Annotated in this window: 23 protein-coding genes, 1 tRNA gene, 1 pseudogene and 1 riboswitch; of the genes and pseudogenes, 12 read left to right on the top strand and 13 right to left on the bottom strand. The window is 72.8% G+C overall.

What is annotated here, in order from left to right; genetic code table 11:
• Positions 1–51: 51 nt before the first annotated feature.
• Both AB5J87_RS24405 and AB5J87_RS24400 read right to left on the bottom strand, forming a co-directional pair.
• Entirely contained in the window at positions 52–633 is a 582-nt protein-coding gene (locus AB5J87_RS24405; RefSeq protein WP_369379278.1) for a TMEM165/GDT1 family protein, read from the bottom strand.
• 437 nt (positions 634–1,070) lie between these two features.
• The gene (locus AB5J87_RS24400; RefSeq protein WP_369379276.1) at positions 1,071–1,814 is read right to left on the bottom strand and encodes an ABC transporter permease; all 744 of its coding nucleotides are present in this window, start codon (positions 1,812–1,814) and stop codon (positions 1,071–1,073) included.
• A gap of 255 nt (positions 1,815–2,069) precedes the next feature.
• Between AB5J87_RS24400 and AB5J87_RS24395 the strand changes: the two genes are divergently transcribed.
• From AB5J87_RS24395 to AB5J87_RS24385, 3 genes are all read left to right on the top strand, one after another.
• The gene (locus AB5J87_RS24395) at positions 2,070–2,723 is read left to right on the top strand and encodes an HNH endonuclease family protein (RefSeq protein WP_369379274.1); all 654 of its coding nucleotides are present in this window, start codon (positions 2,070–2,072) and stop codon (positions 2,721–2,723) included.
• Positions 2,724–2,968: 245 nt separating this feature from the next.
• Positions 2,969–3,451: a DoxX family protein gene (locus AB5J87_RS24390; RefSeq protein WP_369379272.1), complete on the top strand. Its 483-nt coding sequence runs from the start codon at positions 2,969–2,971 to the stop codon at positions 3,449–3,451.
• Positions 3,452–3,593: 142 nt separating this feature from the next.
• Positions 3,594–4,232 carry a DedA family protein gene (locus AB5J87_RS24385; protein WP_369379270.1) on the top strand — a complete coding sequence of 213 codons (639 nt, stop codon included), beginning with the start codon at positions 3,594–3,596 and terminating at the stop codon, positions 4,230–4,232.
• Positions 4,233–4,364: 132 nt separating this feature from the next.
• Here AB5J87_RS24385 and AB5J87_RS24380 read toward each other — a convergent pair whose 3' ends face one another.
• Positions 4,365–4,595, bottom strand: a complete 231-nt coding sequence (locus AB5J87_RS24380; RefSeq protein ID WP_369379268.1) for a DUF2277 domain-containing protein — start codon at positions 4,593–4,595, stop codon at positions 4,365–4,367.
• An 81-nt stretch (positions 4,596–4,676) separates the two neighbouring features.
• On the opposite strand from AB5J87_RS24380, the pseudogene AB5J87_RS24375 reads away from it, so the two are divergent.
• A pseudogene (locus tag AB5J87_RS24375) lies at positions 4,677–5,030 on the top strand (RNA-binding S4 domain-containing protein); the annotation flags it as partial.
• Positions 5,031–5,168: 138 nt separating this feature from the next.
• Entirely contained in the window at positions 5,169–5,453 is a 285-nt protein-coding gene (locus AB5J87_RS24370) for a hypothetical protein (RefSeq protein ID WP_369379266.1), read from the top strand.
• A 331-nt stretch (positions 5,454–5,784) separates the two neighbouring features.
• On the opposite strand, the gene AB5J87_RS24365 is transcribed toward AB5J87_RS24370, so the two are convergent.
• Entirely contained in the window at positions 5,785–6,555 is a 771-nt protein-coding gene (locus AB5J87_RS24365; RefSeq protein ID WP_369379264.1) for a CbtA family protein, read from the bottom strand.
• Positions 6,556–6,573: 18 nt separating this feature from the next.
• The gene (locus tag AB5J87_RS24360; protein WP_369379262.1) at positions 6,574–6,798 is read right to left on the bottom strand and encodes a CbtB domain-containing protein; all 225 of its coding nucleotides are present in this window, start codon (positions 6,796–6,798) and stop codon (positions 6,574–6,576) included.
• A 33-nt stretch (positions 6,799–6,831) separates the two neighbouring features.
• Positions 6,832–6,968, bottom strand: a riboswitch (cobalamin riboswitch).
• 296 nt (positions 6,969–7,264) lie between these two features.
• Here AB5J87_RS24360 and AB5J87_RS24355 point away from each other — a divergent pair.
• From AB5J87_RS24355 to AB5J87_RS24345, 3 genes are all read left to right on the top strand, one after another.
• On the top strand, positions 7,265–7,999 hold the full coding sequence (locus tag AB5J87_RS24355) for a DUF6879 family protein (protein ID WP_369379260.1): 735 nt from the start codon (positions 7,265–7,267) through the stop codon (positions 7,997–7,999).
• A gap of 60 nt (positions 8,000–8,059) precedes the next feature.
• Positions 8,060–9,310, top strand: a complete 1,251-nt coding sequence (locus AB5J87_RS24350) for a helix-turn-helix domain-containing protein (protein ID WP_369379258.1) — start codon at positions 8,060–8,062, stop codon at positions 9,308–9,310.
• A 144-nt stretch (positions 9,311–9,454) separates the two neighbouring features.
• Complete coding sequence (locus AB5J87_RS24345) at positions 9,455–10,297, top strand: DUF6415 family natural product biosynthesis protein (RefSeq protein WP_369379256.1); 843 nt, start codon at positions 9,455–9,457, stop codon at positions 10,295–10,297.
• Positions 10,298–10,409: 112 nt separating this feature from the next.
• Here AB5J87_RS24345 and AB5J87_RS24340 read toward each other — a convergent pair.
• Positions 10,410–10,481 (bottom strand) — tRNA-Val (locus AB5J87_RS24340).
• A 169-nt stretch (positions 10,482–10,650) separates the two neighbouring features.
• Here AB5J87_RS24340 and AB5J87_RS24335 point away from each other — a divergent pair.
• The 3 genes from AB5J87_RS24335 (at position 10,651) to AB5J87_RS24325 (ending at position 13,061) form a co-directional block, all read left to right on the top strand.
• Positions 10,651–12,054, top strand: coding sequence for a hypothetical protein (locus AB5J87_RS24335; protein ID WP_369379254.1), 1,404 nt, complete (start codon positions 10,651–10,653; stop codon positions 12,052–12,054).
• Between the two features lie 79 nt (positions 12,055–12,133).
• Positions 12,134–12,694, top strand: a complete 561-nt coding sequence (locus tag AB5J87_RS24330) for a DUF4383 domain-containing protein (protein WP_369379252.1) — start codon at positions 12,134–12,136, stop codon at positions 12,692–12,694.
• 142 nt (positions 12,695–12,836) lie between these two features.
• Positions 12,837–13,061 (top strand): zinc ribbon domain-containing protein, encoded by a 225-nt coding sequence (locus AB5J87_RS24325; RefSeq protein WP_369379250.1) that lies wholly within the window; start codon positions 12,837–12,839, stop codon positions 13,059–13,061.
• A 183-nt stretch (positions 13,062–13,244) separates the two neighbouring features.
• On the opposite strand, the gene AB5J87_RS24320 is transcribed toward AB5J87_RS24325, so the two are convergent.
• Genes AB5J87_RS24320 through AB5J87_RS24305 form a run of 4 tightly spaced genes read right to left on the bottom strand, consistent with a single transcriptional unit; the run spans position 13,245 to position 18,836 of the window.
• Positions 13,245–13,904, bottom strand: a complete 660-nt coding sequence (locus AB5J87_RS24320; protein ID WP_369379248.1) for an O-methyltransferase — start codon at positions 13,902–13,904, stop codon at positions 13,245–13,247.
• A gap of 20 nt (positions 13,905–13,924) precedes the next feature.
• The gene (locus tag AB5J87_RS24315; RefSeq protein WP_369379245.1) at positions 13,925–14,806 is read right to left on the bottom strand and encodes an HAD family hydrolase; all 882 of its coding nucleotides are present in this window, start codon (positions 14,804–14,806) and stop codon (positions 13,925–13,927) included.
• On the bottom strand, positions 14,803–17,676 hold the full coding sequence (locus tag AB5J87_RS24310; protein WP_369379243.1) for a phosphoribosyltransferase: 2,874 nt from the start codon (positions 17,674–17,676) through the stop codon (positions 14,803–14,805). Before AB5J87_RS24310 ends, AB5J87_RS24315 begins: the two co-directional genes overlap by 4 nt.
• On the bottom strand, positions 17,673–18,836 hold the full coding sequence (locus tag AB5J87_RS24305; protein ID WP_369379241.1) for an HpcH/HpaI aldolase/citrate lyase family protein: 1,164 nt from the start codon (positions 18,834–18,836) through the stop codon (positions 17,673–17,675). The genes AB5J87_RS24310 and AB5J87_RS24305 overlap by 4 nt, the downstream gene beginning before the upstream one ends.
• Positions 18,837–19,065: 229 nt before the next feature.
• On the opposite strand from AB5J87_RS24305, the gene AB5J87_RS24300 reads away from it, so the two are divergent.
• Positions 19,066–19,935, top strand: coding sequence for a TerD family protein (locus tag AB5J87_RS24300; RefSeq protein WP_369379239.1), 870 nt, complete (start codon positions 19,066–19,068; stop codon positions 19,933–19,935).
• Positions 19,936–19,987: 52 nt separating this feature from the next.
• Here AB5J87_RS24300 and AB5J87_RS24295 read toward each other — a convergent pair whose 3' ends face one another.
• The 3 genes from AB5J87_RS24295 to AB5J87_RS24285 all read right to left on the bottom strand — a co-directional run bounded on the left by AB5J87_RS24295 (position 19,988) and on the right by AB5J87_RS24285 (position 22,665).
• Positions 19,988–20,722, bottom strand: coding sequence for a Tellurium resistance (locus AB5J87_RS24295; RefSeq protein WP_369379237.1), 735 nt, complete (start codon positions 20,720–20,722; stop codon positions 19,988–19,990).
• A gap of 135 nt (positions 20,723–20,857) precedes the next feature.
• Positions 20,858–22,003, bottom strand: a complete 1,146-nt coding sequence (locus AB5J87_RS24290; RefSeq protein WP_369379235.1) for a DUF475 domain-containing protein — start codon at positions 22,001–22,003, stop codon at positions 20,858–20,860.
• A gap of 86 nt (positions 22,004–22,089) precedes the next feature.
• Positions 22,090–22,665 (bottom strand): TerD family protein, encoded by a 576-nt coding sequence (locus tag AB5J87_RS24285; RefSeq protein ID WP_369379233.1) that lies wholly within the window; start codon positions 22,663–22,665, stop codon positions 22,090–22,092.
• Positions 22,666–22,732: the final 67 nt, after the last annotated feature.

The raw sequence follows: 22,732 nt of genomic DNA, 5'->3' as shown, positions 1-22,732 counted from the left end.
GGTGACCGCGTGTTCCCCCCCCTTGTCGCATGCCGTGACGGGCGCGGGCCGTCAGCCGGTGATCGCCTCGAACAGGCTGAACCCGGCGAGCGCCGCCATCAGCGCCGCCGCGATCTTGGTGATCAGCCGCAGCGGTACGTACTTCATGAGCGTCCGGCCGCCCAGGATGCCCAGGCCCGCGACGGCCCACAGCGCGAGTACGGCGCCGATGCCGACCGAGAGCGGGCTGTCGTAGCGGGCGGCCAGGTTCGCGGTCATGATCTGCGTCAGATCGCCGAACTCGGCCACGAGGATCAGCATGAACCCGGCTCCGGACACCTTCCAGAAGGACTGGTCGGCCGGCGCCTTCACGTCCTCGTCGTCATCGTCCTTCTTGAAGAGCAGCATCGCCGCGCCCGCGAGGAAGAGGACGCCCACAATCGCCTGGAGCAGCCGGTGCGGCAGCAGGGTCAGCACGCTGCCCGCCGCGATGGCGAGCGCCACGTGGAGCGCGAAGGCCGCCGCGACGCCGACGAACACGTACGACGCCTTGTAGCGGGTGCCGAGCATCAGACCCGCGAGGGCGGTCTTGTCGGGGAGTTCGGCGAGGAAGACCACGCCGAAGGTGATCGCCAGAATGGTGAAGCTGAGCACGGAAGAGGTTCCTCAATCGGTCGGGCGCGGCCGTACCGAGAGCGTTTCGCGAATGAATCCGGGGTCGCTTCGGCGCGGCAGCACCATGAAGCGGTCATGGTCACTGCGGCCGAAGGTCTCGCTGGCACACCCCGACGGGCCTGCCTCCGGGCGCCGGCTGGAGCGATCCAGCAGTATGTCGACGTTCCGGCGAAGAGCTACTCCCCTTCTGCACCCCCAGCATACGCGACACCCCCACCCCCAGCAGAGGACTTAGGTCCCGAGCCCCCCGAAAGCTCCGCGAGGGCGCAGCCAAGCCGTCAGGGGGCGCGGGGGCAACGGCGCAGCCGAGTCCCCAAGGACGCGAAGGCGCAGCCAAGCCCCCAAGGGGCGCGGGGAACGGCGCGAGCAACCCACCACAACCCGCACCCGAGAACACCGCACCCCCGGAGGGCCCCTCACCCCACCACCCCCCGATGCACGACCCCCCGAGCCACCAACTCCAGCACCACAGCCACAGCAGTGGCCTGCACAGCCATCAGCGCGACCAGCACGAACAGCTGCACCGCCCCCGCCTGCACCGGCGACGCACCCCCCAGCAGCATCCCGACGAACGCCCCGGGGAGTGTGACCAGCCCCACGGTCCGGGTCTGGTCGAGCCCGGGGAGCAGGGCGTCGGAGGCGGCGTCCCGGGCCACCTCCATCCGCGCGTCCCGCTCCAGCAGCCCCAGCGCCAGCCCCGCCTCCACCTCCCCGCGCCGCCCGGCCAGCTCGTCGAGGGCGCGTCGCCCGCCGAGGACGGTCGCGGTGAGGGCGCCGCCGATGAGGATGCCGGTGACGGGGATGAGCGTGATCCCCCTGGCCGGAACGAGCCCGGTCAGCAGCAGGGTGCCCACCACCGGCACCACCCCCGCCGCGATGGGCACCGCCGCCCACCGCCAGGTGCGGTTGGAGGTCAGCCGCCGCCCCGCCGTACGCACCGCCACCCCGTACATCAGCAGCAGGAACGCGAGCAGCAGCGGCACCGAGCCGACCACCCAGTGGATGGCCCCGGCCACCACCGCGAGCTGGACGGCCGCGCGCACCCCGGCGACCAGGATCTCCCGGCCCCGGCCGAGCCGCGCCGCCGCCGCGACGGTGGCGGCCACGAGCAGCAGGACGGCGAGGACGACCCCGAGCGTGATGTCGACGGGCAGCAGCACGCGCCCACGGTACGCCGCCCCGACCCCCCGGCCGGGGGGCACATCCGTGGCATACGGGGCGTCAGCCGCCTTGCCCGACAAGGCCGTCGGAAGCCCGCCGGAACGACACCGGAACGGCCGGAACCCTTGATCTGACGTGCCCATGTCGCCACGCTGTCATCCGGCGCCCACTCCCCGGAAACCTGGCGCCGCCACGATGACCGGGCCGCGCACCCTCGCGCCCGGCCAAGGTCCCCCCACACCAAGGGAGTTCGCATGTCAGGTGTCTACGCGCGTCAAACGGCCCGGATCTCCGCGCTCGCCGCCTCCGCCGCCCTCGTCGCCACCGTCGGCCTGTTCACCGCCCCGAGCGCCCAGGCGTCGCCCCCCGCCCCGGTCAGCGCGGCGACCGCGCGCGGCTATCTGGCCGCCATGCCCGCCACCCCGCAGGGCTCCTCCGACGGCTACAGCCGCGCCAAGTTCCCGCACTGGATCACCCAGTCCGGCACCTGCAACACCCGCGAGGTCGTCCTCAAGCGCGACGGTACGAACGTGGTCACCGACTCCAGCTGCGCCTCGGTCAGCGGCAGCTGGTACTCCGAGTACGACGGCGCCACCTGGACGGCCGCCTCGGACCTCGACATCGACCACGTGGTGCCGCTCGCCGAGGCGTGGCGCTCGGGCGCCAGCGCCTGGACCACCGCCCAGCGCCAGGCGTTCGCCAACGACCTGACGCACCCCCAGCTGATCGCCGTCACCGACAACGTCAACCAGGCCAAGGGCGACAAGGACCCGGCCCAGTGGCTGCCCCCGCGCACCGCGTACCGCTGCACGTACGCCCGGATGTGGGTCGACGTGAAGCACTACTACAACCTCACGGTGGACTCGGCCGAGAAGACGGCCCTGCAGAACATCCTCAACGGCTGCTGAGCAGAACCGTTCCACCGCCGACGGGGCGACCCTTCGGCTCAACCGAGGGCCACCCACGGCCACCCCGATACCCGCGTCCCTCCTGGGGCGCGGGTATCTGTGTATGTCCTCCGTAAAGATGAATTTCGGCCAGCCTCAACCGGAATCGAGTCACTTACTTAAACTTGAACTTGCAAGTACTAATCAGGTCTACCTAACGTGGAAGCTCCATCGGCCCCGTCCCCACCCCGAAGGAGCCCGTCCCCATGGCTACCCCCACGCTGCTCTCCGCCCAGCAGACCGAGCGCGCCAGGCCCTACGCCTTGGCCCTCTTCCGCATCGTCACCGGCTTCCTCTTCGCCTGCCACGGCGCCGCCTCCCTGTTCGGGTGGTTCGGCGGCGCGGCCGGGACCGGCGGCACCATCGAGACGGGCGCCTGGCCCAACTGGTACGCCGCCGCCATCCAGCTCGTCGGCGGCGTGCTGATCATGGCCGGGCTCTTCACCCGGTCCGCCGCGTTCCTCTCGTCCGGCTCCATGGCGTACGCCTACTTCGACGTGCACCAGTCCGGCGCGCTGCTCCCCCTCCAGAACGGCGGCGAGAACGCCGCGATGTTCAGCTGGGTGTTCCTGCTGCTCGTCTTCACCGGCCCCGGCGCGCTCGCCCTGGACCAGCTGTTCGCCAGGCGCGGCGCCGCCGAGGTGACCGGCACCGCCGCCGCACCGGCCCCGGCCGGCTCGGCGCGCTGACCCCGCCGCACCCCCTCACCGGCGCCCCGGTGGCACCACCCCCGAACGGAAACCCCTTGCGCCCCAGGCGTACGCTGTACGGCTGTACGGCGTCCCGGCCGCAGACCAGCGTCCACGGGGCGCATTCCGTTCGGGGGGCGAAGTGCTGGAGAGTGTGGGGTCGCTGACCGGCAGCCCATGGATTTACGCCGTGGTGACTGTCTCCGTTCTCCTGGACGTGTTCCTCCCCGTCCTGCCCAGCGGGGTGCTGGTGATCACCGCCGCGACCTCGGCGGCGGCCGGCTCGACCACCGCCGCGGGCGCCCCGCACGCCATACGTGACGTACCCGACCTGCTGCTCCTCGCGGGCTGCGCCGCCGCGGCCTCCGTCATCGGGGACCTCGTCGCCTACCGGCTCGCCTGGCGCGGCGGAGCCCGGCTCGACCGGGCCATCTCCCGCTCCCGCAGGCTGACGCGCGCGCAGGAACGACTCGGCGCCGCCCTCAGCCGGGGCGGTGGCGCGCTCGTCGTCATCGCCCGGTTCGCCCCGGCGGGCCGGTCCGTCGTCTCGCTCGGCGCGGGCGCCGCGCACCGCACCCCCCGCGAGTTCCTCCCGTGGTCCGCGCTGGCCGGGGTCGCCTGGGCCGGTTACAGCGTCGGCCTCGGCTACTTCGGCGGGCGCTGGCTCGGCGCGACGTGGCTCGGCACGGGCATCTCCGTCTTCGCCCTGTTCGCCGCCGGGTCACTGGCCGCGTATGTGATGCGCCGCCCGGCCGCCACCGCCGCCAGCCCGGCCGCCTGAAACGGCGCCCACGGGCCCGTACGCGCCCGGCCGGTCACGCGCACGCGCGCACGCCCGGCGCCGCCCCTCGCGGGCGCCGCACGGCCGCGGTCGCGCCGACGCCGTCACACCGTCGCGGTCAGGCCGTCGCGGTCAGGCCGACGTCCTGACCGGCACTCCCCGTATCTCCAGTCCTTCGAGCAGCTCGGCCGTGGCCCGCGCGATCTCGTCGACCGCCCGGTCGAAGACCTCGCGGTTGTGCGCGGCGGGCGCGCGGAAGCCGGAGACCTTGCGCACGTACTGCAGGGCCGCCGCGCGGATCTCCTCGTCGGTGGCCTCTTCGGGGAGGGCCGGGGGCCTGAGCGTCTTGATGCTTCTGCACATGCCCCCAGTGTGACGGGTGCCACTGACAACGGCGGGTCTAGAGTCGGGGGCATGGCAGCAGAGGGGATCTCCGAGGGGCCCGTACGGATCGACAGCTGGATCTGGTCGGTGCGGCTCACCAAGACGCGCTCCATGGCGGCGACGGCCTGCCGCGCCGGGCACGTGCAGCTCAACGGCGAGCGGGTCAAGCCCGCGCACACCGTGAAGGTGGGCGACGAGGTGCGGCTGCGCCTGGAGGGGCGCGAGCGGATCGTGGTGGTCTCGCGGGTCATCCGCAAGCGGGTGGGCGCGGCGATCGCGGCCGAGACCTACGTCGACAACAGCCCGCCGCCGCCCGCGCGCGCCGATGTGCTCGCCGCCGGGGTGCGCGACCGGGGCATGGGGCGCCCGACCAAGCGGGACCGCCGGGACATGGAGCGGCTGCGGGGGCTGTAGCCGGGTCGCGGCCGGGGCGGAACCGGGGCGCGCGGTTGGCCAGAACGTAACTCGGAGGCCAACTCCCGCCCTCGCGGAGTAAGTTGGAGGGCCCTGGGGGCGAGGGGAGCCCCCGATCCGTCCCTAGAGGAACACGCCATGATCCTGTGGATGCTCGTACTGGCGCTGGTCCTGTACGGCTTCGGCTTCAGTCTCGGCGGCATCGTGCTGTGCGTCGCCGTGGTGGCCGTACTCTTCAGCGTCCCACGCCGTGGCCGCTCCACGGCACCGACCGGCGGCTCGTCCGGAGGCGGTGGCTCCGGCCGCGGCCAGGACAACGACTACCGGTCGTACCGCGACCGCCGGGACCGTATGGACCGGTGGGAGCGGCGTTATCGCAGGGAGCGGCAGCTCCGGCTGTTCTCGCTGCGCCGCCCGGACTGAACCGGCGGCCGGACCCGGCACCGACGTACCCGACGTACGAGGACCGGACCGGCACCGACGCGCACGGCGTACGCGCGGAACGACGCCCAGGGTGACCGGAGCGAGGTCACCGCGACCGATCCAGCGCCACCGGCACCGAACCGGCCCGAACCGGCACCGATCCAGGACCGGTCCGGGCCCAACCGGCACCGATCCAGTGCCGAACCGGCGCCACCAGCACCCGCCCGGCGCCGCCGCGCACGCTTAGGCGCCGGGCACGGCCCACGCGCGCGAGGGCCCCGGACCGAGCGGTCCGGGGCCCTTGTGCGTGCGCCGCGCGCCCGGCGCGGGCTCAGTGGGCGGACGCCGCCGGGCTCTTGGCGGCCGTGCCCGTGGCGGACCCGGCCGCGGCGGGCGCCGGCACCAGCAGCCGCTCGGCGAGATGGCCGAAGAGCAGCCCGAAGCCGGCCCACAGGGTGAGCTGGATGGCGAGGGCCGCGAGCCGGAACTGCCACAGCAGCATCGCCGGGAAGTCCTTCGGCACCTCGTTGACGGCGGGCAGGAACGCGTAGGCGAGCCCGACCGCGACCAGGAAGGCGCCCGCCGCGGCGACGGTCGCGTTCCAGTTGCCCAGGCGGGGTGCCAGCCGCTTGCCGAGGATCACGGCGGCGACGGCCAGCAGCACGCTCAGCGCGATCATCAGGAAGTACAGGGCGGTGCGTTTGCCGATGGTGTCGGGGTCACCGACGGACGGCGGGTTCGCCGGGTACTTCAGGAACGGCACCAGATAGACGGTGAGGAACGCGCCGAGCGAGACGAACGCCGCCGTGGCGCGCGCCCCGAAACGGCCGATGCGGCCGAGCGCGACGCAGAACGCGAGGGCGGCGATGCCGCCCACCGCCACGCCGAAGACCAGCACGCCGGTGGCGAGGCCGCCGGTGGACTGGAGCGTGCGGCTGAACACTTCCTCGCCGTGTTCGTGCGCGTGCGCGTCCTCGAACGAGATGGCCGAGTCGACGCGGGGCTCACCGAGGAGGTAGGCGACGACGAGCGCCAGCACGCCGGCCGCGAGGCCGGCGAGCATGCCGCGGACCAGGAGGGCCCTGACGGACAGGGAGTTCACGAGTCGGTACCCCTGGTCTCAGTGGCAGGGGAAGCCGAGCAGATGGCGCCCGTCGTGGAGCCACTCGTGCACGTTCTCACCCGACACGAGGCTCGTGGCGCCCTGCTCGGCGCCGACGAAGTAGAGCAGGACGAGCATGAGGATGCCGAAGAAGAGCGCCCAGGGGGCGATCGCCTTCAGGGTTATCGGGGTGATGGCGGGCGTCGCCGGCGCATCGGGCGCAGGGGCGGCGGAGAGTGCCATGGCAGAACCTCCTGGGGAACACGCGTCCCGGTCATTGGTGCCTGTGATGACGGTGGTGGGTCTGACTCTCCCGCCCTCGCCCCTGGGGAGGGGCTCGACCGGGTTCACAGTGGCGCGACCGTGCCGGAATTGCACCGGGCTTCCTTCACACCGTCCTTATGTCGACGTGACCGTACCGTGCGACGCCCCCCAACGCCATGGCGCACGGATGCACAACCCCCGCGCCAAGTGCGTGAACGCCGGTGTTCCGCTCGGCCCGTGGCCGTACGCGTGATGTTGATCTCACCGTGGGACGGGCCCTCGGGCCCGCCCGGACGGCAGGAGGCCCCCTCCGGCGGGCGGGGGGCTGCGGGGGCAGCGGCCCTGTGCAACCGATCCGGCCCGGATTCGCAATCCGCCGCAATCCGCACCCGGACCCACGTCGTCCACCGCATCCTGGTCCTCCATGCCGCAGATGGAGGACCCCATGACGCTCCGGTTCATCGGCACCACCAGTGACGACGGCAACTGCCCGGCCCTGTACGAGATCCCTGGGACCGGCGAGATCCTGGTCCAGGGCAACCGCGAGACCGACCCGGAACATCTGGTTCAGCTGCGTGACGTGCAGGCCAACGAGACGTTCGTCCGCGTGCCGCGCGACCTCCTCTCCCAGTACGCGCCCCGTACGGCCGCGCCCGGGCTCCAGCCGTTCTCTGCCATTGCCGCCCTGTTCAGGGAGTTCCGGCACACGGCTTGGCGACTGGAGACCCGCCGCGGCTACGCCACCGACCGCGACAGCGCCAAGTGGGCCCGCTGGCAGGCGGGCGAGGACATCGCCGCAGAGCCCCCGAACGCGTGGCGGGAGAACGTCGCCGAGCAGACCGCCGCCGGGAAGCGGTTCGAGCGGGTGCGGCTCCTCGACGAACCGGCCACGGACGGGCAGCGCTTCCTCCTCGCGAGCGCGCCGGGCAACAGGGCCGCAGGAGAGGACATCCGCTACCTCACACGCACCCGGGCCCGGGAACTGCGCCTGCCGGAACACGACTTCTGGCTCTTCGACTCCCGCGTCCTGGCCCGTTTCGCGTTCGACGAGAACGACGCCACGCTCGGCGTGTACGTCACCGAGGACCCGCCCGAGGTCCTGTCCGCCTGCCAGTCACGCGACGCGGCCTGGCACCACGCGGCCCGCAACCCGGGCGGTACGTCGACGGGGCTCACATGAGAGGGGCGCTGCCCCATACCCTGTGAAGCGACTAGCTGCACAGAGATGAAGGGCAAGCCCGTGTCATCTGCCGCTACCCCGGACCCCTACATCGACCCGCTCAAGTTCGGCCAGAGGATGCAGATCCTCCGCGAGCGCCGAGGCATGACCCGCACAGTCATCGCTGGGCTGGTCGGCATGTCGCCGTCCTGGGTCAAGCGAATCGAGAACGGCCAGCTCCAGCCGCCCGGGGTGGAAATGGTCATGCTCGTCGCAGAGGCTCTGCGGGTCCGCGACCTGGCCGACCTGACCGGCCGCCCGGACATGCACGTCGATCTGTTCATCGGCCCCGGGCACCCGCGGCTCGCAGCCGTACGGGCCGCCGTCGACGCGTACCCGCTCACCACGACCAGGGAGGCCCCGCCCGCCGCACACCTTCGAGCCCGGCTCGAACGAGCATGGTCGCAGCGGCACTCGGCGCCCAACCATCGCGAAGTCATCGGCGAACTGCTGCCGAGCCTCATCGAGGACGCGCAGCTCGCCGTGCGCCAGGCACGGCAGCCCGCCGAATGGCGGGCGGCGCAGGCAGTGCTGGCCGAGGTCTACTCACTGTCGCAGTTCTTCGTGGCCTACCAGCCCGACAGCAGCCTGCTGTGGCGAGTTGCCGAGCGCGGCATGGTCGCAGCCCAGCAGAGCGACGATCCCCACTCCGTGGGTGTCGCCGCATGGTTGATGGCGCAGGCGCACCGCGACTCAGGACCGGGTCATTACGACGCTGCCGACGCGGTCACGGACGAGGCCCTCCGGTATCTGGCACCTCTTCTGCCCGACGCGTCCGCTCCCGTGTTGGCGATCGCTGGAGCCCTCACGTTCGAGGCCGGGTACACGGCAGCCCGCCGCGGGGACAAGGGTGTCGCCTGGGGGCACTGGGACAGAGCACGGGAAATGGCCGGGCGTCTGCCGGCCGACTACTTCCATCCAGTGACGTCGTTCTCCCGCGCCATCATGGGCGCGCACGCGGTGACCGTGGCGGTCGAGCTGCACGCTGGTCCGGAGTCGGTGAGGCAGGCCGGGCGGGCGGACAGCGCGACGATCCCGTCCCGGCCGCGCCGGGCCCGGCACCGGATCGAGGAGGCGCGCGGATTCCGGCTGGACGGGCAGCCGGAAGTGGCGATCGCGGCTCTCGGCAAGGCGTTCGCGGCGGCGCCGGAGACGGTCCGCTACAACGGCTACGCGAAGTCGATCATCCTCGAAGAGGTGGAGTCGAAGGTCGGTGACCGGCGGCGCCGTGCGGCCGAGCTCGCCACGAAGGTCGGCCTGCTCGCCGCGTGAAGAGGGGACACGGATCGTGTCCTCTCCTCTGGGAGCACCCCCCTACGGTCGATGAGGAGGATCACTTCACCGACGAGGGGCTCCCGTGTTCGCCATTCCGATCTGCACAGGCCACAGCACCGACGTGACGGCGGTGATCTCGTCATGACGGACCAGGCCACCAGGTCGGTCTCCGACTGGCTCGCCTCCGCGCACCCCACCCCCGCGACCGCCCGCCAGGAGTGGACGAGGCACGGCCTCGCGCTGCTGCCCACCGGCCGCGTCTTCGGCGCCGTCCGGATCGGCGCCGCGATCATCCATGCCGCCGCACAGAGCGGCGACCCCGGAACGGTCGGCGCCTATCTGGCCCGCACGCTGGGCGGGCCCGTCATCCACGACGCCTACGCCGCGAGCGTCTCGTACTACGTCCTCGTACCGCCCGGCACCTGCGCCCACCACAACACCCCGGACGCCCAGCTGCTCACCCCCGGGACGACCTGGCTCGGCGTCCCCGCACCGCACCGCACCGCCCGGCCGGGACCGTACTGGATCTGCCCGCCCCGCCACCGCGAGGACCACTGCCCGCCCACCGGCATCGACGCCGTCATCCGCCTCGGCCGCCGCCGGGCCGCCGGACCCGGCGTCCCCGACCCCGTCCGGCCCGACCTGGACGGCATCGCGCTGGAGTGCCGGAGCCTCCTCGACGGGGCACCCGCCCGTGCCCGCACCCTGTCGCTGGACGACGCCGTCGTGCGGACACTGCGCTGCCGCGGGCACCTGATGGTGCTGCTGCCCGCCCTCCAGGACGCCGAGGCCCGCCTGGAAGCGGACGATCCCGCACGCAGCCGCACCCTCCTCGGCGTCACCGAGGCACACCGCCAGCTCGGCCTCGACAGCGCGGCGGAAGACCTCTCGCAGCAGTACGCCCACGCCCAGCGCCTCGCCAGATGCTGCGTCGACACCGTACGGCTGCTGCACACCCTCGGTACGCCGACAGCGTCCCGATGACCGCCCCCGGGCGGGGGGGACCCCGGTGGATTCCGCTCACGGAAACGGCCCCTCAGTCGATCAGGACTGAGGGGCCGTCACACACGCTCCCACCTGCTGGGGAGCGTCACGGTGGGCATGGACGGTTTCGAACCGCCGACATCTGCTTTGTAAGAGCAGCGCTCTACCCCTGAGCTACACGCCCGTGGCACATCCGTGGATGAGGGAACAGCGTACATGGCGTCCGGGCCGGGGCCGCAAACCCATGGGCGCGGCGGGTGGGACGGGGCCGGGTGCGAACTAATCGGGCGGTGTGTTCGTCAGTACCAGGTGGGAGAATGAACCCGCAGGCGGACACGGCACGGGAGAGGGATGTGACGGCGACACACGCGCGGCCGGACAGCGGAGCCGGTGCCCCCGTCCCCGGACCCGTGACGCGGGCCGCGAGCGCGCGGCGGGTCGTCGCCGACACGCTGGCGCTGGCCGCCCTGCCGCTGGTGCTGGGCGCCGCGCTGCTGCCCGGCGCGTTCGCCGGGGGCGGGACGCGGCGGTGGTTCGGGGGGCGCGGCGAGAGCGTGCGGGCCGACGCGCAGGCCGCCAAGGACGCGGCTGCCGCCGCCTTCTACGAGCTGGACACCGCCCAGCGCGATCTGCGGATCTCCATCGAGACGATCACCGCGGTGGACGGTTCGCCGCGCGCCCGCAAGGCCGTGGACGACTTCGCGGCGCTCGGGCGCCGGATCGACGAGGTCAGCAACGACTACATCACCGCGGTGGACGCGCACGACCTGGACCGCGACGACCTGGACGCCTCGGTGGCCTCCCGGGCCCGCGGCGAGCTGACCCGGGCCAAGGACGACCTCGTCCGGGTCAAGGGCGAGCTCGACCGGTTCGAGCAGAGCCTGGGCCCGCTGCTCTCCACCGCCGAGGCCCAGCTGGCGCGGCTCGCCCCGGCCGTGGAGCGGGCGCGACAGGCGCTCCTCGCCGCGAGCACCGCTCTCGATTCGGTGCGGGCGTCCGGACTGAGAGCGGACGATCTGGCCGCCCGGCTCGCGGCCCTCGCGCCCGAGCTGACCAGGCTCAACCAGGGCGCCGGACAGCACGGCGTGCCCGAGACCCTGGAGCGGGCCGAGCGGGTGCTGCGCGAGGCCGAGGGCGTGCGCGCCGAGTCCGAGCGGCTGCCCGAGCGGGCCGCCGAGATCGACCACCGCCTCGTCTCGCTGCGCACCCGCGCACAGGCGCTGACCACCCGCGCCGGGACCGTCGACCCGGTCCTCAGCGAGCTGCGGCGCCGGTTCTCCGCCGCCTGCTGGCAGGACCTCCAGCACGTCCCGGACCAGGCGCTCGCCAACGTACGGCAGGCCGAGGAGAAGCTGGCGGAGGCGGCCACCGCGCGCACCGAGCAGCGCTGGGCCGACGCCACCTCCCGGCTGAGCACGGTCCGGGCCCTGCTCAACGCCACGGACGAGGCGGTCTCGGCCGCCGGTGACCGGCTGCGGAGCCTGGACGCGGTGGCCAAGGACCCCGAGCAGGAGGTCCAGCGGACCCGGTTCGCGCTGCGGGACGCCCAGCGGCTGGCGATGGCGGGCCGCAACACGCCGGACCCGCGCCACGCCGGGCCGCTCGACGAGGCGGTGGCGCGGCTGGACCGGGCGGTCGCCTCGCTGGAGGGCCGCCACCCCGACTACTGGCACTTCCTCACCGAGACGGAGGCGGTCCGCCGGTCCGCCGCGCGCGTGGTGGCGCAGATCCGCGAGGAGCGCGGGCACGGGGCCTGACGGTCGTCACCGGGACGAGTTGTCCCGGGGGCGGGACGGGCGGATCCTGGGAGGTACGGACGATTCTAGGAGGCCGCCCATGGCCACCCACCAGCCGCTGCACGCCCTGCACCGCCCCACGCTCGCCCACCGGGTCGCGTTGGACGAGCACCTGCCGGTCGACCACCGGCTGAGCCAGGTGTACCGCTTCGGCGCCGGCATCATGGGGCTGTTCCTGCTCGTCTTCGGCATCCTCGGGCTCACGCACAACATCGGGTTCTTCGACACCGGCGGCAAGGAAGTCGCCGGGCTGAGCACCAACGGCACCCTCAGCGTGATCTCGATCGTCGTCGGCGCGCTCCTGCTGTACGGCATGGTCAAGGGCGGCAACTTCGCCTCCTGGCTGAACATGACGCTCGGCGTGCTCTTCCTGATCAGCGGGTTCGTGAACCTGGCCCTGCTGGACCGGGGCTCGGCCAACTTCCTCGCGTTCAAGATGCAGAACGTGATCTTCAGCTTCCTGGTGGGCCTGGCCCTGATGGTCTTCGGGATGTACGGGCGCGTCAGCGGCCATCTGCCGCACGACAACCCGTACTGGAAGGCGCGCCGCGAGGCGGAGGCGCAGACGGAGACGGGCGTACGGGAACGGCCGCTGCGGTGAACGGAGACGGACGTACGGAACGGCCACCGCGGTAACGGAGGCAGGCGTACGGAACGGCCACCGCGGCAGACGCGGCGAGGGCCGCCCGGCGGGTCCGGTCAGGGGCGGGACGCCGCCGGGGCAGGCCCGTTAGCCTGGGCCCATGCCTCGCTATGACTACCGCTGCCGCTCGTGCGGCGACACCTTCGAGCTCAGCCGCCCGATGGCCGAGTCCGCCGCGCCCGCGACCTGCCCCGCCGGCCACGAGGACACGGTGAAGCTGCTGTCCACCGTGGCCGTGGGCGGCCTGTCCCGGAACGCCGCGGCACCCGCCCCCTCCGGCGGTGGCGGAGGCGGCGGGTGCTGCGGCGGGGGCTGCTGCTCCTAGAGCGCGGCGCGGGATCCACGGGCCCGGGCCGCCGGACCCGGGGGCCGGACCGGGGCCGCCGGGCCGCCAGGAGCGGGGCCCGGGCCGTCGGGCCGAGGAGCCGGGCCACCGGGCCGCCATACCCCGGACCCGGGCCCGGGTCGCCGGACCAGCGCCCAGGACCCCGGCCCCCGGGCCGCCCGTTCAGCGTTTGCGGGACAGGGTGAGGCCGTCCGCCACGGTCAGCATCACGCTGTCCATCCGCTCGTCCGTCCGCACCCGCTCGTTGAAGCGCTGGACGGCCGCCGCGTCACCGGTAGCGGCGGGGTCGACGACCGTGCCGTGGAAGAACACGTTGTCCACGGCGATCAGCCCGTTCCGCCGCATCCGGGGCACCAACTCTTCCCAGTACTCCGGGTAGTTGCCCTTGTCCGCGTCCAGGTAGGCGAAGTCGACGTGCGGCTCGGCGGGCATCGCGCGCAGGGTGTCGAGGGCCGGGGCGATCCGCAGGTCGATGCGGTCCGCGACGCCCGCCGCCGCCCATGCCTCGCGCCCGTACGCGGTCCACTCCTCCGAGATGTCGCACGCGATCAGCGTCCCGTCCTCGGGCAGCGCCTGCGCCATGGCGAGCGCGGAGAAGCCGGTGAAGGTGCCGACCTCCACCACGTGCCGCGCGCCCGTGAGCCGGACCAGGAACGCCAGCAGCGGCGCCTGCTCCTCGGCCGACTGCTTGCCCGCGTGGTCGGGCAGCCGGGCGTACGTCGTCTCCACGAGCGCGCGCTGCACCCCGTCCAGGGGCGGGTTCTGCGCCAGCATGTACGCGTACAACTCGTCCGTGATCCTGGTGCTGTTTCCCTTGGCCATGGGGACGAGTATGCGACCGGTCAGGCCGTCGCCGGGGCATCCGGGGCGGTGTCGGCGCCGGTGGATCCGGCCGGGTCGGCCGAGGCGGCGGCCTCGGCGGCGCGGGCCGCGAACCGGCGGACGATCTCCTCGCCCGCGAGGACGCCCCGCTCGTCGAGGACCCCGACGTGCGGCGCGGTCCAGCCCGCGTCGGCGAGTTCGCCGTGGCCCGGCCGCCAGCCCAGGTCGGCGGCGAGCAGCAGGTCCGCGTCGAGCAGCGAGTCCCCGGCGGCCAGGGTGAGTTCGGCGCCGGTCCGGCGTGCCACCTCGTGGACGGCCGCGCTCTTGGTGAGCGGCCGGGGCACCGCGTAGATCTTGCGCCCCTGGAGCGAGACGGTCCAGCCGCGCGGCTCGGCCCAGGCGGAGAGCTCCTCCAGCCAGCCGTCGGGCAGCAGCGCGCGCTCGACGACCAGATACGCGAACAGGTCCTCGGCGACCCGCTCCTTGCGCAGCCACACCGGGTCGGCGACGGCCGCGATGTGCGCCCGGACCTCGTCCAGGGTGGCGCACTCGGCGTCGATGCGCGCCCCCACCAGGCGCCGCCAGTCGCGGTCCGCGACGCCATCGACCAGCAGCTGGCCGCCGTTGGCGCAGATCGCGAACTTCGCGGGCAGGCCGGGCAGTTGGATGCGCTGGTACTGCTTGCGGGTGCGGGTCGTGGTCGGCACGAACACCGTCCCCGGCTCCGCCTTCAGCGCGCTCAGCAGCGCCGCCGCGCGCTCGGTCATGTACGAGAGCGGCTTGTGCTCGTGGATCTCCACGCAGAGCAGCCGGGGCGCCCGGGGGTCGGGCATGGTCAGGTCGAGGGCCGCCGCCGAGTAGATCAGCGTGCGGTCGAGGTCGCTGGCGATCAGGGTGCTCATCGGGTGGCCACCGCCTTGCCGTCGGCGCCGGTCGCCCCGCGCGTGTACTGGGGGTGGATCAGACCTACGCAGCTGTACGGCAGATCGTCGACCCATTCGACCGGAACCCCGCGCTGCTCCGCAAGGAGGCGTACGTGGTCGAGGTCGGCCCCGGCGCCCCGGTGGGCCAGGATCTTCCAGGGGACACGGCGCAGCAGGACGCGGGTGGTCTCGCCGACGCCGGGCTTGACCAGGTTGACGTCGTGGATGCCGTACTCCTCGCTGATCCGCTCGACCGCCGCCCAGCCCTCCCAGGTGGGGCTGCGGTCGGCGGCCTGGAGCAGCTTGGCCTCGGCGTCCACGTCGGCGGCGACGTCGTCGAAGCGGGCGGTGACGGCGTCGAGGAAGGCGCCGGAGACGTCCGCCCCGGCGAGCTCGCGGTAGAACTTGGCGCCGTGGAAGTCGCCGGGCCCGATCAGGTCCGCGCGCAGCACGGTCCGCGATATGAGCCCGGAGACGGTGGAGTTGAGGCAGGCGGACGGGATCAGGAAGTCGTCCCGGGTGCCGTAGGTGCGTACGCACGAGCCCGGGTCGGCGAGGACGGCGATCTCCGGGTCGAAGCCGGTGACGCCCTCGGCGGCCTCGAACTCGGCGACGGCGGCGGCCAGTTCGCGGGTGATGGCGCCCTTGCCGGTCCAGCCGTCGACGAAGACCACGTCGGCCGGGTCGTGGTGGGCGGCGAGCCAGCGCAGCGCGTTGGGGTCGATGCCCCGGCCGCGCACGATGGAGACGGCGTAGTGCGGCAGGTCCAGGCCGTGGCGCAGCCGCGCCCAGCGGCGCATCAGGACGCCCACGGGGGTGCCCGCGCGGGCCAGCGAGACCAGGACGGGCCCCGGGGCGGCCCCGCCGCGCCCGCGCCGCTGGGGGAGCTCGGCCAGGACGGTCTCGGTCACCGTGCCGACGGCCCGCGCGATCCGGTCGGCCGAGGCGTCCAGCGCGGCGTGGAAGAGCTCCTGGTACTGGGGCGAGGGCTGGTACTCGACCGGCAGCGACTCGGCGTAGTGCGCGCCGCCGCTCTGGATGGCCTCCTCGCGCTCCTCGGTGGGCGCCTCCAGCTCCACCCCGGAGAGGTCCTTGAGCAGCCAGCCGACCTCGTCGGGCGCGTACGAGGAGAAGTCGGGCCCGCGCAGGGGCTCGGGCAGGGGCTGGGGCATGGGGGCACCTTCGGGTACGTACGAGGGGACGACGGCCAGCACGACGCGCGGGACGTGCGCGGCGAGCCGGGCCAGCAGCCCGTCGGGGGCGTGCAGTTCGGGGGTGTCGGCGGTGGAGTCGACGACGGCGACGACGCTGTCGAATCCGGCGCCCGCCACGTTGTAGGCGTACCGCTCGCCGGGGCCGTCGGCGGGCGCGTCGTGGGCGGGGAAGACGAGCCGGGTGCGGATGGCGTAGCCGGGGTCGTCCACGGCCAGCACCGGGGAGCGGGTGGTGGTGGAGAACCGGACATCCACGCCCGCGTCCTCCAGGGCGAGGCCGAGGCGGAGCGGGGCGTACATCAGCTCCTCGAAGCCGAGGACGAGGGTGCGGCCGGGGGTGTCCCCCAGCGCCCCCGCCAGGGCGGCGGCCATCCCGGGCAGGGCGGCGTCCAGCGCGCCCCGGTGCGCGGGGGTGAACCCGTGGCGGCCCCCGTCGGGGAGACCGGGGGGCCAGGCGAGGTCGACGGCGCGCACGCGGGCGGCGGCACGCTCCGCCTCGCGCCCACCACGGCCGCCCGCCCCGAGCGACGGCTCCCCGCCACGGGGCAGCCCGGCCACCGCGTCCGGGAGGGACCGGGCCACCACGCCCGGCACGGCCCCCGCCGCCGCGTCCGAGGCGTCCGCGTCCGGGACGTCCGGCTCGCGCGCGGCCACCCCGGCCGCCGCATCCGGCAGGGACTCGTGCCCAGCCGGCACCTCCGCCGCGCCCGGGACGTGCCCGGCCGCCACGGCCGCAGCGCGCGGCCCGGGCCCCGCCACCACGTCCGCCGCGCCCGGGACCTGCCCCATCACCGCGTCCGGGACGTCCGGGCCGGGCCCCGCCACCCCGTCCGCCACGGGCCCCGCCACCACGTCCGGGGCGCCCGGCACGGCCCCCGCCGCCGCCTCCGGCTCAGCCCCCCGCTCGTGCTCGGCCACCAGCGCCATCCCCCGCTCCAGCACCCCCTCCGGCAGCAGAACCGTTCCTGCTGCCGAGGCGACCAGGGACACCTCGGCCCCGATCTCCGCCGCGAACGCGGTCAGGCGGTCCCGGTCGGCCGGGGAGCGCATGTCGACCAGGGCGACTATCACGTACCGCGAGCGCGGGAAGCGGGCGTGCAGGCTCCGGATCGTGTTCAGGACGGTGTTGCCCGTCGAGAACTCGTCGTCGACCAGGACCAGCGCCCCCTCCCCGGCCAGCAGCGCCGGATCCTCCGGCAGCAGCAGGTGCGAGGTCGCGTGGGAGTGGGACTCCTCGAAGCCGCCCGCGCGCGCCACCCCGGCGACCGGGCGGCGGGTGGAGTGGAGGTACGGCGCCACCCCGATCCCGTCGGCCACCGCGTGCCCGAGGCCGGTGGCCGTCTCCGCGTACCCGAGGACGACCGCCCCGGCCGCGTCGGGGCCGAGCAGCTCCCGCACCTCCTCGCCCAGCGCGAACCCCGCCCCGTACACCCGCGAGGGCCACTGCGGCACGTGCTTGCCCAGCACGTTGGAGACCAGCAGGTGCGCGCGCTTGGGGTTGCGGCGCAGGGCCAGGCCCAGCAGCCCGGGCAACCGCTCGTCGCCCTGGAGTTCGACCCCGAGCCGCCGCGCGACCCACGTTCCCGACCAGACCACCACGTTGTCGAATCCTCTGCGTATCTCTGAGCCGGTCATCCGGACAGGCCGGCGGTGAGCAGCTCCACGAAGCCGGCGTCCTCGTGCGCGACGCCGAAGACCTCGGCGCGCAGCAGGGTCCGCTCGGCCCAGGCGCGGTGCGGCTTCACCTCGTTCATCTTGTTGGTGTACGCCGAGCGCAGCACCCCTCCCCCGCCCCGCTCGGGGCGCAGGATGTCCCGCGCGTCGCTGTACTCCTCGTGGCTGACCACGGACAGGGCGTGCACCGGCACCACGTGGGAGGGGTGGATGCAGGTCTTGCCGAGCAGCCCGTTGGCCCGGTCGAGCTCTATCTCGCGCAGCAGGCCGTCGATGTCGTGCTCGATCAGCGCGTCGCGCAGCTCCTCGGCGCGCCCCTCCAGGAAGGGGCTGCGGCGCAGCTGGGGCTTGAACATGCGCTCCTGCAGTCTGAAGTACTCCCAGACCGGGCCGGTGATCGTGTACCCAGTGCCGTCGGCCCGGCCCAGTACGTTCACCACGTCGGCGATCACCCCGGCGACGATCTGCACGTCGTACGCCGTCATGTCGGGCGAGCGGCGCAGCCCGTACGCGGAGCAGAAGTCGGTCACGCCCAGCCGCAGCGCCAGCACCCGCTCCCGGTACTTGTCGACGGTGCGGGCGATGCCGGTCAGCGTCTCGCAGCGGGTCTCCAGATGGAGCAGCTCGGGCGACTCCAGCACCGGCATCGCGAAGAGCCGGCGGCCCGCCGCGGCCTCGGCCGCCGTCAGCGCCTCCAGGAACGGCACTCCGCGCTCCTCGGTGAACTTCGGCAGTACGAATCCGGACAGCAGCCGCACCGAGGGGCCGAGCCGGCGCACCAGATCGGGGATCTGGGCGGGCTCGCGGACCCGGATGAACAGCAGCGGGGGCTCGCCGCCGCGCGCGTCGAGCTCCGCGAACTGGCGGACCAGGTTCTCCTCGCCCCCCGCCACCTCGGCGTCATCGATCGAATCCTCCAGGCAGAGCACCATGGAGACCACTCCGCGCCGGGCCTGCTTCAGCACGTCGTCGGCGAGCGAGGGCCGGGTCGCCGGGCTGTAGAGCGTGGCTCCGAGGGCGGCGGCCAGCACCCGTGCGGGAGAGTCCGAGCTGAACTCGGCGGGCTCCCGGTGGAACAGGTCCTTCCGAGCAGCAGGCGGAACGTGCCCGAAGTGACGCATATGGATTCCCCTGTACTGCAACGATGGCACGGACGGGCTGACGGTGGGTGGCCGGTAATAGTACGTAGGAAGCGGCGTCCCGAGTTCCCCGTCCGTATGAAATCGCGGTAACTCGCCCGCGCCCTTCCCGTGCCGCGCGCGTACGCGGTACGTAAGGTACGTACCGCTCATCTGCGGGACAAGGCCCCCGCGTTGTCCGGGCGGGCGGCGGGAAGGCAGGATGGCGACCATGACGCACGCGATGCTGAAGGGATCCAACGTCCCGCTGGACGCCACGGCCGTACGGGCCGTGCTCCGCTGGACGCCGGGCGCCGACGTCCCGGACGTGGACGCCTCGGCCCTGCTGCTCGCCGCCGACGGCCGTGTGCGCTCCGACGAGGACTTCGTCTTCTACAACCAGCCGCGCCACCCCTCCGGCCTGGTGCGGCGGCTGCCCAAGAAGCGGGTCGGCGAGGGCCTCACCGACACCATCGAGGCCGATCTGACCGCGCTGGACGCCTCCGTCGAGCGGGTCCTGGTCACCGCGTCCTCGGACGGCGCGACCTTCGGTTCCGTGCGTGACCTGCGGGTTCTGCTGTACGACGCGGGCCCGGCCGGGGCCGAGCCGCTCGCCGTGTTCGATGTGAAGGCGGAGACCGGCGAGGAGACCGCGATCATCTGCGGGGAGCTGTACCGGCGCGGCGACGCCTGGAAGTTCCGCGCGGTCGGCCAGGGCTATCCGACCGGCCTGGTGGGCCTGGCCACCGAGTACGGGATCTCGGTGGACGAGGACGCCGGGCAGGGCGGCGAGGGGGCGGACCAGCAGGCCCCGGCCCACGCCGCGCCCCCGTCGCAGTCCCAGCCCCAGCCGCTGCCCCAGCCGCAGACCCAGCCGTACGTGCCGCCGATGCCGACCTCCGCGCCCGCCTACGGCTACCCGCACCCCGCGCCGCCGCAGCACGCGCCGGCGGGGCAGCCCTCGTACGGCTATCCGCAGCCCGCGTCCGGCGCGGCGGACCGTTCCGGGTACGGCTACCCGCAGCCCGCGGTGACCGGGGCCGACTCCTTCGACCCGGAATTCGTGCTGCCCCCGATGGGGCCGCAGTTCATCCGGCAGTGACCGGCGGGGGCGGGCGGCCGGATGGCCGCCTGGCCCGCTCACGCCCCGGCTCTCATGCCTTCGCCTTGTAGCCCCGGCCCCACTGCAGGCCCCATCCGTACAGCCGGTCCAGCTCGGCCTGGAAGCCGTAGACGAACTTCACCTCGCGCCGCACCACCATGTCGCCCTTGACGTTCTCGATGGTCACCACCGCGCAGGAGCGGGCCTGCGGGGCGTGCTCGTCGAGGTCGATCTCGATCCTGGGACCGTTGCTCGGGTAGAGCGTGACCTTGGCGTGGGTGCGGTCGAAGGCGGGCGTCTGGTCGTAGATGTAGACGAAGACCAGCAGCCGCTTGATGGACTCGCGGTGGTCCAGGTTGACGTAGATCGTCTCGCCGGACGGGGAGCCGAACCGGTCGTCGCCGCTGAGCTGGACGTACGGCGGCGCGTTGGTGGCCCCGAAGAAGCTGCCCAGCGGCTGCACCACGCCCTTGGAGCCGTCGGTCAGCTCATAGAGGACCCCGAGGTCGAGGTCGACGTTGACGACGCCCTGGGTGTGGGCCTGGACCACGTCCGGCTTGAAGAGCTTGAACGGGTGGCGCAGCACGCTCGGCTGCGACCGGCCGCCGAAGTCGGAGGTGCGCATCCGCCACGACAGGTTGACGCGCAGACTGCCGGAGTTGGCGCCCTGCTTGCCCAGCGAGACCACCGGGTGCCGTTTGGTCAGCTCGATGGAGTTGCTCGCGGCGCTGCCCGTGTCGAACTGCGCCGACGGCCTGCCCCGCCACAGGCTGTCCCAGAAGGCCATTTCTTCCCCACCCCTATACGGATATGTCGTGCGCGGCCCCGCCTCACAGAACGGCGGGGCGGCCAGGAGGCAACGGACCTCATGACCGCCCCGCTCAGAGCGTTCCGCAATCGTCGACGGGTCACACCCCGGACGTCAGACCCCGGTGGAGACTTCCGCCTTCTCGCCGGCCCCCTCGCCGCCCTCGGCCGCGATCCGCTTGTTGCGGCGGACCGAGGACCAGAACGACCAGGCGATCAGGACGACACCGACGAGACCGGTGATGACCTCGTTGATCTCGTACTGGATGGTGACCAGGAGGATCACGGCGAGGGCGCCGATCGCGTAGTGCGCGCCGTGCTCCAGGTAGACGTAGTCGTCGAGGGTGCCCTGGCGGACCAGGTAGACGGTCAGCGACCGTACGTACATGGCGCCGATGCCGAGGCCGAGCGCCATCAGGACGATGTCGTTGGTGATGGCGAAGGCGCCGATGACGCCGTCGAAGGAGAACGAGGCGTCCAGGACCTCCAGGTAGAGGAACATGAAGAACGCGGCCTTGCCGGCCAGCAGGACCGCCGAGGCGCCGCCCTTGCCGCTCTTCTTGGCCGCTTCCTCGGCCTCCAGCTCGGCTTCCTCTTCCTCCTCCAGCTTGTCCTCGAAGTACCCGGAGAGGCCGCCCACGATCATGTACGTGATGAGACCGGCGATGCCGGAGATGAGGACCGTCTGGGCCTTGTCCGCGTGCGCCCCGCCGTGCAGGTGGGCGTGGGTCGCGACGGTCATCGAGGAGATCAGCAGCACGACGAGCGCGATGCAGACCGAGAGCATGTCGACCTTGCCGAGCTTGGCCAGCGGTCGCTCGATCCAGCGCAGCCACTGGATGTCCCGGTCCTCGAAGATGAAGTCCAGGAAGATCATGAGCAGGAACATGCCACCGAAGGCGGCGATCGACGCGTGCGCGTCGGTCACCAGCTCCTTGTAGTGCTCCTTCTCGTTCAGCGCGAGGTTGACGGCGTCGATGGGGCCGATCTTGGCGCTGATGGCGACGATGACGACGGGGAAGACCAGCCGCATGCCGAAGACCGCGATGAGCACGCCGACGGTGAGGAAGATCTTCTGCCAGAAGGCGTTCATCTTCTTCAGGATGCCCGCGTTGACGACCGCGTTGTCGAACGACAGCGAGATCTCCAGGATGGACAGGATCGCCACGATCCCGAACGCGGTCCAGCCGTCGTAGAGCACCGCAAGCGCCAGACCGACCGCAGTGATCACGAATGACCAGCCGAAGGTTTTCAGAATCACTGACTTCCCCATCTAGCTAGTGGGGGTCCCCCCGGACAGGTCTGAGGGAGGGCCTCCCCGCGCCGCGCCCGTATTTGGGAACGGCTTTACGAAACGTTGACCCCGAAGTCTAGAGCGATCCCCCGCAGTCCGGACGCGTACCCCTGACCGACGGCACGGAACTTCCACTCGCCGCTGTAGCGGTAGAGCTCGCCGAAGATCATCGCGGTCTCGGTGGAGGCGTCCTCGCTGAGGTCGTAGCGTGCCAGCTCCTGGCCGTCCGCCTGGTTCACCACGCGGATGAAGGCGTTGCTGACCTGGCCGAAGGTCTGGCCCCGGTTGTCCGCCTCGTGGATGGAGACCGGGAAGACGATCTTGTCGCAGTGGGCCGGCACCTTGGCCAGGTCGACGATGATCGACTCGTCGTCGCCCTCGCCCTCACCGGTCAGGTTGTCACCGGTGTGCTCGACCGAGCCGTCCGGGCTGGTGAGGTTGTTGTAGAACACGAACCACTCGTCCCCGAGGACCCGGCCCGACTGGCACAGGAGCGCGCTGGCGTCGAGGTCGAAGTCGGCTCCGGTGGTGGAACGCGCGTCCCAGCCGAGGCCGACCAGCACCTGGGTGAGGTTCGGTGCGGCCTTGGAGAGGGAGACATTGCCCCCCTTGGCGAGCGTGACGCCCATGATCGTGAGTCCTCCCCATGAATGGCGAACGAAGGCTGTGCACGTCCGGCGCCGCACGGGGTGCGGC

Origin of the sequence: Streptomyces sp. cg36, from assembly GCF_041080675.1 — a bacterium.
Lineage (GTDB): Bacteria > Actinomycetota > Actinomycetes > Streptomycetales > Streptomycetaceae > Streptomyces.
The sequence above is the reverse complement of the archived record's forward strand: the minus strand, read 5'-3'. Positions and strand labels throughout refer to the sequence as shown.